General features: G+C 49.0%; 13 protein-coding genes. All 13 read left to right on the forward strand.

The window, feature by feature from the left end; all coding sequences use genetic code 11:
* The first annotated feature begins 28 nt into the window (after positions 1-28).
* The 13 genes from I2G61_RS06350 to I2G61_RS06410 all read left to right on the forward strand — a co-directional run bounded on the left by I2G61_RS06350 (position 29) and on the right by I2G61_RS06410 (position 12,193).
* Entirely contained in the window at positions 29-628 is a 600-nt protein-coding gene (locus I2G61_RS06350; RefSeq protein WP_148429261.1) for an MptD family putative ECF transporter S component, read from the forward strand.
* A complete protein-coding gene (locus I2G61_RS06355; RefSeq protein WP_148429259.1) occupies positions 629-1,327 on the forward strand; it encodes an energy-coupling factor transporter transmembrane protein EcfT in 699 nt (232 codons plus the stop codon).
* Complete coding sequence (locus I2G61_RS06360) at positions 1,327-2,799, forward strand: ABC transporter ATP-binding protein (RefSeq protein WP_148429258.1); 1,473 nt, start codon at positions 1,327-1,329, stop codon at positions 2,797-2,799. The genes I2G61_RS06355 and I2G61_RS06360 overlap by 1 nt, the downstream gene beginning before the upstream one ends.
* Complete coding sequence (locus I2G61_RS06365) at positions 2,780-4,534, forward strand: ABC transporter ATP-binding protein (protein ID WP_148429256.1); 1,755 nt, start codon at positions 2,780-2,782, stop codon at positions 4,532-4,534. Before I2G61_RS06360 ends, I2G61_RS06365 begins: the two co-directional genes overlap by 20 nt.
* Positions 4,531-6,303, forward strand: a complete 1,773-nt coding sequence (locus I2G61_RS06370) for an ABC transporter ATP-binding protein (protein ID WP_148429254.1) — start codon at positions 4,531-4,533, stop codon at positions 6,301-6,303. Before I2G61_RS06365 ends, I2G61_RS06370 begins: the two co-directional genes overlap by 4 nt.
* A gap of 24 nt (positions 6,304-6,327) precedes the next feature.
* The gene (locus I2G61_RS06375) at positions 6,328-6,927 is read left to right on the forward strand and encodes an MptD family putative ECF transporter S component (protein ID WP_148429252.1); all 600 of its coding nucleotides are present in this window, start codon (positions 6,328-6,330) and stop codon (positions 6,925-6,927) included.
* Complete coding sequence (locus I2G61_RS06380) at positions 6,927-7,622, forward strand: energy-coupling factor transporter transmembrane component T (RefSeq protein WP_148429250.1); 696 nt, start codon at positions 6,927-6,929, stop codon at positions 7,620-7,622. The genes I2G61_RS06375 and I2G61_RS06380 overlap by 1 nt, the downstream gene beginning before the upstream one ends.
* Entirely contained in the window at positions 7,619-9,004 is a 1,386-nt protein-coding gene (locus I2G61_RS06385; RefSeq protein WP_148429248.1) for an ABC transporter ATP-binding protein, read from the forward strand. Before I2G61_RS06380 ends, I2G61_RS06385 begins: the two co-directional genes overlap by 4 nt.
* 26 nt (positions 9,005-9,030) lie before the next feature.
* Positions 9,031-9,423: a metal-dependent transcriptional regulator gene (locus tag I2G61_RS06390; protein WP_148429389.1), complete on the forward strand. Its 393-nt coding sequence runs from the start codon at positions 9,031-9,033 to the stop codon at positions 9,421-9,423.
* Positions 9,424-9,428: 5 nt separating this feature from the next.
* Positions 9,429-9,836 carry a winged helix-turn-helix domain-containing protein gene (locus I2G61_RS06395; RefSeq protein ID WP_148429246.1) on the forward strand — a complete coding sequence of 136 codons (408 nt, stop codon included), beginning with the start codon at positions 9,429-9,431 and terminating at the stop codon, positions 9,834-9,836.
* A gap of 580 nt (positions 9,837-10,416) precedes the next feature.
* The gene (locus tag I2G61_RS06400; protein WP_148429244.1) at positions 10,417-10,866 is read left to right on the forward strand and encodes an RNA polymerase sigma factor; all 450 of its coding nucleotides are present in this window, start codon (positions 10,417-10,419) and stop codon (positions 10,864-10,866) included.
* Between the two features lie 620 nt (positions 10,867-11,486).
* Positions 11,487-12,011 carry a type II toxin-antitoxin system PemK/MazF family toxin gene (locus I2G61_RS06405; RefSeq protein WP_148429242.1) on the forward strand — a complete coding sequence of 175 codons (525 nt, stop codon included), beginning with the start codon at positions 11,487-11,489 and terminating at the stop codon, positions 12,009-12,011.
* A gap of 14 nt (positions 12,012-12,025) precedes the next feature.
* Positions 12,026-12,193 (forward strand): hypothetical protein, encoded by a 168-nt coding sequence (locus tag I2G61_RS06410; RefSeq protein WP_187367950.1) that lies wholly within the window; start codon positions 12,026-12,028, stop codon positions 12,191-12,193.
* Positions 12,194-12,215 lie beyond the last annotated feature (22 nt).

Here is a 12,215-nt window from a genome sequence, read left to right on the forward strand (position 1 = left end):
CTAACTAAAAAATCAGGAGGTTATTATCATGAACAAAAAATCACAGAAACTGCAAACACGGGATTTTATTTCCGTCGGTATCTTCTCGCTTATTTATTCGGCTGTCGCATTTATCATCGGTGGAATTGCGCAGATGACGCCCATTACTTTCCCGTTCATGCCAATGATCGTAGCTTTGTTTACAGGAACCGTATTTATGCTCTATATAGCAAAAATTCCTAAAAGAGGGGCTATCACAATTCTTGGAATTATTTCGGGTATTCTTTTGTTCATTACCGGGATGTTCTGGATGATGTCAGCATTTTTTGTGGTGTTAGGTATTATCGCAGATTTTATCTGCGCGTCCGGTGGATTTAAATCTTTTAAAAGAAATATGACGGCTTATTGCTTATTTGCGTTATCTCCTATGGGAGCCTATGTTCCAATGGCTATTATGCCTGCGCAGTTTGACGAGTTTATGAGCAAAAAAGGAGATGTATCTTCTTTCGCTGGTGTAATTGATTCTATTGGCGCAAACTGGTGGGCCATCCCGGCGATGCTGATTGGGACAATTCTCTGTGCTTTCATTGGCGGCTTTATTGGCAAAAAACTGTTGAAAAAGCATTTTGAAAAGGCGGGGATTGTTTAAATGAAGATAGATCCCCGCACAAAATTACTTATTTTAGCTATAACCAGTATTTCCGTCTTTCTGAACGGGAGTATTACGATTGAGTGTATTTTTGCCGCATTACCTTTTTTACTGTTGCTCAGTACAAAGAAGATTTATACGGCTTTAAAATATGCAGCATTGTTTCTTGCCTTACTGGCAATTCAGCTTTGGCTTGTTCCTTTATTGCCAGTGAGTGCTGGCGGCATTATTTATATGTTTGCAGTTTACATTCGCAAGCTGATCCCCTGTTTTATGTTAGGGAGTCTGCTTATTTCTACCACGCGTGTCAGCGAATTTTTAGCTGCGGTTGGAAAGCTCCGCTTGCCGAAAGGGTTCACGATTTCTCTTTCTATCACTCTGAGGTATTTTCCTACGATGGGGGAAGAATGGAATTCGATTAAGGATGCAATGGCTCTGCGGGGAATACCTGTAACAGCCGCAGGGATTCTCCGCCATCCTATGCGGACGATGGAGTATGTTTATGTCCCCATGCTGGTATCTGCTTCTAAAATATCGGATGAAATTACACAGGCAGCCATTACAAGAGGCATTGATCATGTACAAAGACGTACCTGCATGGAGACCGTTCGTTTTCATGTGATGGATATGCTGGTTTTGGTTGCGTATATAACCGTGATTGTTCTTGCGTTCCTGGCAAATGGAAAGGGGTGGTTCTGATGATTTCTTTAAAAAACGTTTCCTTTTCTTATGATGGGAAGGAGAATAATGGGCTGCATAATGTTTCTCTTGAGATTCCAAAAGGGCAATGTGTTTTGCTGTGCGGGGGAAGCGGCTGTGGAAAGACTACAATTACACGCCTGATTAACGGGCTTATTCCACATTTTTTCAGTGGAGAACTGTCAGGTGAAATTTCTGTATGTGGGCTGGATGTAACGAAAACAGATATTGCGGATATTTCAGACTATGTAGGCTCTGTTTTTCAGAACCCACGCACACAGTTTTTTAATACAGATACAGACAGTGAGATTGTGTTTGGTTTGGAGAATCGAGCCTTACCACAAGAGAAATTAAAAATGTGCCTTGAGAAAACCAGCCGTGAATTAAATTTGTCTGTACTCCGTAAAAGAAATATTTTTGAACTTTCAGGCGGTGAGAAACAGAAGATCGCTTTTGCTTCTGTTTATGCAACGGAATCAGAAATCTTTGTCTTAGACGAACCATCCTCTAATTTGGATATGGGAGCCATTGAAGAGCTGACTGATCTGCTTCAAAGAGTGAAAGCGCAGGGAAAAACGATTATTATTGCGGAACACAGGCTCTGGTATCTGATGGATGTTGCAGATCGTGTTGTTTATATGCACGGAGGGAAAATTCTGAAGGATATGACGCTTACCGATTTTCAGGCATTGCCTGAAAGTGAGATTCTTGCCATGGGGCTTCGGTGCAGAAACCTGTCTCATGTAAAGAAAACTGCTATCGCTCCAAAAACAAGCAGTAATGAGTTAGAAGTGCAGGGAATATCAGTCCGTCTTGGAAAACAGACAATCTTCCAAGATCTGAGTTTTACTGCTCATGGCGGAGAAGTCATTGCTGTTGTTGGGAAAAACGGTGTGGGAAAAACAACGCTTGCCCGTGTCTTGTGTGGATTACAAAAAAATGATAGTGGGACTGTTTTGCTGCAGGGAAAGGCTCTCGCGGAGAAACAGCGGAGAAAGTGTTCTTACATGGTTATGCAAGATGTGGGGCATCAACTGTTTACGGACAGCGTAGAAGCTGAGTGTTTACTTGGTGTGAAAGCCCCAGACACCGCAGCCGTTGAAAAGGCGCTTGAATGGCTTGATCTGTTGGATTTCAAAGACCGGCACCCTCTCTCCCTTTCGGGGGGACAAAAGCAGCGCCTTGCCGTAGCGGTCAGTCTGCTTTGCGAAAAGGAGTTATTGATTTTTGACGAACCCACCAGTGGGCTTGATTTAAAAAGTATGCAGGAGGTGGGGAGGCTTGCAAAAGAATTGTCCGCACAGGGGAAGATACTGCTGATTATTACCCATGATTATGAATTTATCCAGACGATTTGCTCTCGTGTGCTGGTCTTAGAGGATGGGAAAATATCAGATGATTTATCCGGAGCCATGCGCGGAACGGTTTTAGAAAAAATGAAAGGAGCAGGAAATGGAACAGGAAAAAAATAACACATTCAGTTGGGTCCTGCGGTTTGCAACACAGTGCAAAGGGAAAATGACAGCCTCTGTCTTACTGGCGGTACTTGGTTCTGTGTGCGGGATTGTACCCTATTTTGCGGTTTCACAGATTGTGATCCAGATATGCGGTCAAAATTATGACCTTATCCCCATTGGTTTCTGGGCGCTTGCCGCACTTCTCGGCTATCTGGGGAGCACCTGGTTTGGAACGGTTTCTACCATACTCAGCCATCGCTCGGCTTTTACAATTTTAAAGAATATCCGGACAGAATTAACAGCGAAGCTCTCCTGTGTACCCATGGGTTATATTCTGGATACACCTTCCGGTAAATTCAAGACCCTGCTGGTGGATACGGTGGAAAAGCTGGAGCTGCCGCTGGCACACATGATACCAGAACTGACAGCGAATATTCTTGTTCCAGTCCTGATGTTGATATATCTTTTTATCCTGGACTGGCGCATTGCCTTGATTTCGCTGATTACAATCCCTATTGGACTTGTGTGCTACATGGGGATGATGAAGGACTATGCAAAGCGGTATGACCGTGTACTGACTGCGGGGAAAAATATGGATGCCGCCATTGTGGAATATATCGGCGGCATTGAAGTCATCAAAGCTTTTAACCAGAGCACTGCCTCTTATGGCAGGTATATGGATGCTGTAACAGAAAATGAAGCGGCAAAGACGACCTGGTTTAAGCAGACCAACAGCTTCTATGTGGCGGGTATTTCTATTATGCCGTCCTGTCTGCTGGGCGTATTGCCTTTAGGTGCCTATCTGTATATACAGGGCAGCCTGGAAACGCCGGTTTTAATTACCTGTGTGATCCTCGCCCTTGGATTAGTCAAGCCACTGATCCAGGCACTGCAATATACGGACAGTCTTGCCATGGTGGATTCCACGGTTAAAGAGATTGCCGGGCTTTTGGAAACAGAGGAAATGCAACGGCCGGAGGAACGGGTAACACTTCCTAATTCTCATATATCTTTCCGGAATGTTTGCTTCGGATATGGAAATACGGAAGTATTGCACCAGATCAACTTTGATGCGGTACCGGGCGGTATGACGGCGATTGTGGGACCCTCCGGCTCAGGCAAGTCAACGGCGGCGCGCCTCATCGCTTCTTTCTGGGAGGCGGACAGCGGAGAAGTACAGATTGGCGGAGTAGATGTGCGGAACATCCCGCTCTCACAGGTCATGGATACCGTGGCTTATGTGTCCCAGGACAATTTTCTGTTTCATCTGTCCGTGAAGGAAAATATCCGCATGGGGAAACCGGGGGCGACGGACGAAGAAATTGTAAGCGCCGCAAAGCAGGCGAGCTGCCATGAATTTATTTCTGCCCTGCCGAAGGGATATGATACGCTGGTGGGAGACGGCGGCGGGAGCCTGTCCGGTGGGGAGCGCCAGCGCATTGCCATTGCCAGGGCGATCTTAAAAAACAGCCCCGTGGTGGTACTGGATGAGGCTACCGCATTTACCGACCCGGAGAATGAGGCTGTTATTCAGGCATCGATCAATGAACTGGTAAAAGGGAAAACGTTGATTGTCATTGCCCACCGTCTTTCTACCATCGTGGGCGCAGATAAGATACTGGTAATGGATCAAGGGTGCATCAAAGGCCAGGGAACGCACAAAGAGTTGTTAAGGAACAATTCTCTTTACAGAGAGCTGTGGACCGCGCATATCAGCGCGAAAGATATGGGAGAGGAGGCGCCTGTATGATTCAACTGATGAAACGACTGCTGGAATTTTCGGGAAAACAGCGAAAGAATTTGATTGCTTCTTTTGTCTTCAATCTGCTGGATTCTGTTTTTGAGATGATGCCCATCATGGCGATCCTTACGGTACTTTCAGGGCTGCTTTCAGTGGCGGAGGGCGGCGTCATGCCGGTTTCCACCATCTGGGTATCCCTTGCCATTATGGTGGTAAGCATTGCCGGACGGATCTTTTTTAATAACCTATCCTGTATCAGGAGAACGCTTGGCAGCTTTTCCATGTGTTCGGAAAAACGGCTGGAAATCGGCGAACATATGAAACATGTTCCTATGGGGTATTTCAATGAAAACCGGCTGGGTGAGATCGTAGCCGCCGTGACGACCACACTTGGAGATATTGAGAGTAACGCCGTCATGGTTCTGGAAAAAGTAGCGGGAGGCTTTATCCATGCCCTTGTCATAGGCGTTTGGCTGCTTTTTTATGAATGGCATATCGGACTTTTGATGTTTGCGGGGCTGGCCGTTTCTATGCTGGTCTATGGGGGAATCCAGAAAGCAGGTAAAAGGCTGTCTCCCAGACGGCAGGCCGCACAGGCGAATCTTGTGACGGGTTTTCTGGAATATATCCAGGGAATGGGCGTCGTGAAAGCCTTTGGATTGGGAGAAATGTCGGGAAAAGCGGTCAATCAGGCAATCGGGGAAAGTGCGGACGCCAACATCATTCTGGAAAGTGTCTTTTCCTCGCTGACCGGCGTTTATCAGACGATCTTCAAGCTGGCAAAATCCGCAATCTTAGTCGTTGCTCCTTATCTGATGCTGGGCGGTGAGATCACACCGGTCAAGTGCCTGCTTCTGCTGGTGTCAAGTTTTATGATCTACTCCAGTGTGGAGCTAGTGGGAAGTATGGCCTCCGTTGCCCGTGTCATCGATGCCTCCCTGGACCGTATGGAGGCCGTTATGGATACGCCGGTACTGGATGAACATGGCGGGGATATTCCACTGGATCACTATGACATTGAGCTTGCCCACGTTTCCTTTGCCTACGGACAGGAAAATGTGCTGCAGGATGTAAGCGCGATCATTCCTGAAAAAACAACCTGCGCCATCGTAGGGCCTTCCGGCTCCGGCAAAACGACCCTTGTAAGCCTCATTGCCCGTTTTTGGGATGTGCAGGAAGGGAAAATCTGTGTGGGCGGACATGATGTAAAAGATTTTACCTGCGACAGTCTGCTGAAAAATTTTTCCATTGTGTTCCAGAATGTTTATCTTTTTGAGGATACCATTGAAAACAACATCAAATTCGGCAGGCTGGACGCCACCCGGGAAGATGTGATCGAGGCGGCGAAAAAGGCGTGCTGCCATGAGTTTATATCGGCATTGCCGGAAGGCTACCATACCCTTGTAGGCGAGGGCGGAGCCTCCCTTTCCGGTGGGGAGCGCCAGCGCATTTCTATTGCCCGGGCCATCTTAAAGGATGCGCCGATTATCATTTTAGACGAAGCCACCGCCAGTGTGGACCCGGAGAATGAGCGGGAACTGCAGGCGGCGATTGCGGAGCTGACAAAAGACAAGACGATCATTATGATTGCCCACAGGCTCTCCACAGTCCGGAATGCCGACCAGATTCTTGTTTTGGATAAGGGCCGGATTGTCCAACGCGGCACGCACAGGGAACTGATGGAAGAACAGGGGCTGTACCGCCGTTTTATTCAGATGCGGGAGACGGCAATCGGCTGGAACCTTGGAAGAAAAGAAAAGCTGCAGGCAAATGATTAAAAGAAAGATCAGGAGGAAATTTCAATGAAAACAACGCAGAAATGGAATGTCAGGGATGTAATCACCACGGTGCTGCTTACGGTGCTGCTCATCGTCATACAGCTTATTGTGAATATGGTCTGCATGGCAAACGATTTTGTCAGCATGGTGCTGTCGGTGGGCTTTACCATGTTTTTGTGCGCCCCGGTTTATTTTCTCGTGGTAAGCCGGGTACATAAGCGTTTCGTGACGCTGATTTACATGACTATACTGGGGCTTGTGTTCCTCATCATGGGAAACTGGTATCTGCTGCCGTATTACATTGTGGTGGGGATCATCTGTGAGGCGATTCTTTGGAGGGATGGCTGGAAATCAAAAAAGAAAATGACGGCGGCCTGGTCGGTGGCAAGCCTGTTGTACAACGGCGTGAATCTTCTGCCGATCTGGTTTTTCTGGGATACCTACGAAGCCTTTGCCCTCTCCAGCGGCATGGAGCAAAGCTACATTGATTCCTTTGTCCGTTATTATACCTCCCCGGGATGGCTTGCGTTCATCATCCTCTTTACCGTGCTTGGCGGCTTCCTCGGTAGCCTGGTGGGCGGGAAGCTGGTGAACAAGCATTTCAAAAAAGCGGGAGTCCTCTGATGGGCCGCAGGAATCTTGCCGTCCCGGTGAAGCTGTGGGCACTGGCCTGTACGATCATCGGCATATCCCTGACTACCGATACTTTACTGACCTGCGTTCTGACAGTCGCGGGATTCATTTATCTGGGAGTGCAGCGAAACTGGCGTTTCCTGCGCTCCATGGCAGCTTTCTACGCAGCGCTTGGGATTCTGTTGTACCTGATCCGGTTCCACGATTTCCATCCGGCGGTATTTTCGGAATTTTATGTGCTGATGTTCTGGAACCTGACGCCGGTGTTTCTGGTATCATGGGATCTGATTACCACGCCGCCCGGAGAGCTGGCAGCCTTTTTATCCCGTATCCACACGCCGAGTCCTGTCATTCTGGGCCTACTGGTCATGTTCCGTTTTTTTCCGACTATGAAGTCGGAATTGCGGAGTGTCTGGCTTTCCATGCGCAACCGGGGATTGACCACGCCGATCCAGCTTGCGGGGCATCCGGCGGCATCCTGTGAGTATGTGCTTGTCCCCTTGCTGCTGCGCTGTCTGCAGATTGCCGATCAACTTTCGGTCTCTGCGGTGGCCCGTGGGGCGGAGCGTCCCGGAAAGCGGGGCAGCTATTATGGAAAGAGGTCCGATGCCTTGGATGGTATCTGTCTGGCGCTCTGGACTGGGGCGACGGCGGTATTTCTCTTTGCGGGAGGTGTACGGATATGATTGTTCTTAAGGATGTGTCATTTCAATATGAAGGCTGCGAAGAGGGTGTTCATGGGATTGACCTTACTGTTTGCGACGGGGAATGTGTCGTGCTGACAGGCCCTTCCGGCGGCGGGAAAACGACGCTGACAAGGCTGCTCAACGGTCTGGCTCCGTCCTATTATCAGGGAACGAAAAAGGGTGACCTCTGGATAAACTATACAGAGATTGCTTCTCTTCCCGCTTGGAAGATTGGACAGGAGATTGGCAGCGTATTTCAGGATCCCAAGAGTCAGTTTTTTTCCTCGGAACTTGCGGGGGAGGTTGCCTTTGCTTGTGAAAATTATGGGATGGCGAAACAGGAAATACGGAAACGCACGGATGAGGCTATCGCTTCCATGGGATTGGAGACCCTGCGGGCGCGTCCTCTGGATGTGCTGTCCAGCGGCGAGAAACAGCGGGTGGCGGTTGCTTCGGTCTACGCACTGCGCCCCCATACCTATGTCTGCGATGAGCCCACGGCCAACTTGGACAGCGAGGGAGCTACAAGGCTTGCGGGCATACTTCGGAAATTGAAAGACGAGGGAAACACCCTGATTATAGCGGAGCACCGGCTGGCATGGCTAAGCGGTATCGCCGACCGTTTCGTCTATGTTTCAGAAGGAACCATCCAGTGGGAAAAAACGCCGGCGCAGATGAGGGAACTTTCAGAGGAAGAACGAAAGCGGTACGGTCTGCGGGAAGTCACGGAAACAGAGGCTTCCCTGCCGGGGGTTCCTGCAAACGCCGGGGAGGAACATTTTTTCTGCCGGAATCTGACCTGCAGGCGCAAAAAGCTCCTTATTTTTGAAAATCTGAATCTTTCTCTGCCCGCCGGGAAGATCACCGCCCTGACTGGCAGAAACGGCGCGGGAAAAACTACCCTTGCCATGGTTCTGGCGGGGCTGCAAAAGCAGAGCGGTGGGGAAATTTATATCGGCGGAAAAAAGCTGCCTGCCGGGAAGCGCAGAAAAGTGGTGTGGTACAGTTCCAACGACACAGGAACCCAGTTTTTTACCACCAGCGTCACGGAGGAATTGCTGCTCCATTCCGATGCTTCCTCCGGGCGGCTGGAACATGCCAGAACATTGTTGAAAACACTGGGGTTGTATGCCTACAAGGATACACACCCGGCTGCCCTTTCTGGCGGCCAGAAGCAGAGACTTTCTATCGCCTGCGGCTTGTTATCCGGAAGGGAAATCCTGCTTTTCGACGAACCCACGTCCGGGCTGGACGGGGGAAACATGCGAAAAATCGCTGCCGTATTGACAGTAGCCGCAGCCGAAGGCAAAACGATAGGGGTCATCACCCATGATAAGGAGTTGATGCAGGCATGCTGCGATTTTCGATGGAAACTGGGGTAATGAACACTGACAATAAGATGTGCAACATATCTTTGACTTCTTCTATGGAGGACTATTTGGAAGCCGTTCTTGTACTCCAACAAAAACACGGTTATATCCGGTGTGTGGATGTAGCAGGGTATTTAGGCGTGACGAAGCCTTCTGTGAGCCGGGCGGTCAAGGAACTGTCTAAAAAGAAATGCCTGCTAAAAAAGGACGATGGCACACTCTCCCTCACAGAGCAGGGCCGACAGATCGCCCAGCAAATCTATGAAAAGCACCAGTTTTTTACAAAGCAGCTTATTGAAGCCGGGGTTCCCCGTGATATTGCAGTGCAAGACGCTTGCAGGCTGGAACACGTTATTAGTGAAACAAGTTTCAATAAACTAAAAGAAGCTGCCTGGATGAAAGCCCAGGAGGTGATACCATCGGAGAAATAATCATTATGAAGCTGAACGAGGAAGAAAAAAAGGTTTTTGAAGATTTCCTTTCATTTTTGCAGCTTCATCCAGAACTGAAAAAGTGGGAGTTTACCTCGGAGCCGGTGCTATCTCTCTCCGATCTTGAGATTGATCCCAGCCAAAGGCTGGTGCGCTGTAATCAGAAAGAAGTGGCCTTAACAACAAAAGAATATAATCTCCTTTGTCTGCTGGCAGTTAATAATGGGCGGGTATTAAGCTATTCCCAAATCTATGAAAAGGTGTGGGGCGAAACTCTAACTGTCAATGAACGAGGCACCGTAGGCTACCATGTCCGAAACCTACGCAAAAAACTTTATTCCGCTGATCCGCACCATTCCTTTATCATCGAGAGTATTCGTGAAATCGGGTATCGCTTTCAAACAACTTCATAATATCCACAAAGCGCAGTCTTGATAGAGGCTGCGTTTTTTCTTTCCTTAAAATGCGGTCATTCGGGACAATTTTTCAAATCTCATATCTTGTCGCTTGTGTTTGACAAATCACACACGGGACGTGTCTAAACTTGCGATGAAACTATGCAAATCCTCTTTGAAACCTCGCTGTTTCCTCTTTTTTATACATTATACTACCTCTATCAACATTTCAATTTGGGGAAAGGTGGTGGTGCTTGTCAGCTTATCCCCATAAGGGGATAGCATGGAGCCAGAAAGAAAAAAGCCGGGCGGCTTCCCGCCCAAAACCAAACAAAAACCGTATTTCGTACATACCGCAGTCCTTACGGGGATTGCGGTATTTTTTTGTTCGACAGGCTTTTTTCTTTTCTCCGGGCCTTACCCATCATCAGGCAAAAACCAACAGCCGAGCGCACGCGCCTTTTGGTGTGTGCACTTTTACTTTGTCGGGAAATGCGGTTTTCTGGTATTTCCCTGCGGGACAAGCCTTCCATGTTGCAGAGGGCCGCCGTCCGTCTGGATTTCTTCTTGAAATTCAGACGAAACGGAGGTACACAGCGTGGACGCTGGCAAAAAAAGAATATGGATTCGCGGCCAATTTATCGAGGTCACGGATGAAGTGTATGCCGCCTATATGAAGGGCGACCGGAAAATGCGCTACTTTGAGAATGATTTGAAAACCGAGCGGTTCGTTCTCGGAAAGGAGGGCCAGGTGGTGCAGATTATTCCCAGCCGCGAAGATTCTTTAGACCGGCTGATGGATGAAAATGCCCAGCAGTTTTCCGACAGGCAGGAAAGCGTGGAGAGTGTGGTGTTCCGCAAGATGGAAACGGACAGGCTACATACCGCGCTTTCCATGTTGACTCCAGAGGAACAGGCGCTGATCCAGGCTTTGTTCTTTGAGGAAAAGACAGAGCGGCAATACGCAGATGAACTTGGCGTGTACCGCAATGCTGTTCATGTTCGGAAAATGAAGGTTCTCAAAAAACTCAAAAAAATTTTAGAGTAGTGTTGTGCAAACCTCTCACCCAACGGCAAAAAGGGTGAGAGGTTTTTCTATGACCTCTCCCAGAACCTTGAAAATTGCATGCCCATTCATCAGGCACATTCCCGCTGCTTTGGCGAAAGCCAAAGCCCAGACGGTTGCTGCGCGGCGATCTGCCGGGGGAAAACAACGAGACACCACCGAAAAAGAAATGTAGGTCTTAGGTTTGTTCTTCCCGGCAAGGAGCGAGAAACAGCAGACTGTCAGTACCGGGCGGCTCCCGGTACGGCCATGACCGGCAGCGGGGACAATGATACTCCCGTCCAGCCTAACGTCCGAGCGTTGAAGCGGCCACCTTTTTGGCCGTGATCCGTCGCAGGCAATGGGGGCGGTTGCGTGAGAACCACGCGAGGGGTGAGATTCCCCGTGGAGCTGGTGAGCTGCCAGCCGTTTGATGACTTCCCACAGTGTTCCGGGGTGTCGAGGACAAGTAGGAACGCTTTGAAATATGGGCCGTGCGGCAGGACGGGCCAATGAAAACAGGAGAAATGTTTTATCTCTCCCCGGCCTTCATTCTGTTCTGCTGTACGGCCTCTACATAGGCGGCTTTTGCCGCCTGAATTTTCAAAGGGAGGTTAAATACCATGAACAAAACGTACTTGCGCGGCGAAATGTACTATGCCGATCTGGGCCGGGGAATCGGCTCCGAACAGGAAGGACGCCGCCCTGTCCTCATTCTCCAGAACAATACAGGAAACAAATATAGCCCCACCGTCATTGTGGCGGCTATTTCCAGCAAGGTGGACGCAAAGGCAAAGCTGCCCACCCACTATCTGTTAAAGGCAGAGAACGGCCTGGAGCTGCCTTCTCTTGTTCTTTTAGAGCAGCTTCGCACCATTGATAAGAAGCGGTTGGAAACGTACATCGGCAGGCTGGAAGAAAAGCATATCCGCAGAATCAACCATGCCCTGGCAGTCAGCGTAGGGCTGATCGAGGAGGTTCCCGAAAATTTAATCATGTGCCTTTGCCCGGCCTGTGCCAACAATTTTTATGGTACAGGCTCTTATTATTTGAAACGGGTAAACCCTGCGCAGCAGGAACGGGACATCTGCACCTATTGCGGCCAGCGCCCTGGCTTTGATTATGAAGTTGTCAAACGGCACCAATGACCGGAGGACAACTTATGGAGATCGTATTCCACACCGGGAAGGAGAGCGAACAGCCCATGCGCCGGTTCGCAGAAAAGCGCGCCGAATTTCTATCCCGCGAACTGCGGAAATTAAGTGCCGAGGAATTAAAGGCGCTGCTTTCCACGTTAAAAGAGGATAATCGCACCTTTGAACAAAAATGAGGGCGTTTCTATAATAAATGAA

It is taken from the genome of Holdemania sp. 1001095H_141210_F2 (assembly GCF_015558105.1).
Lineage (GTDB): Bacteria > Bacillota_I > Bacilli_A > Erysipelotrichales > Erysipelotrichaceae > Holdemania.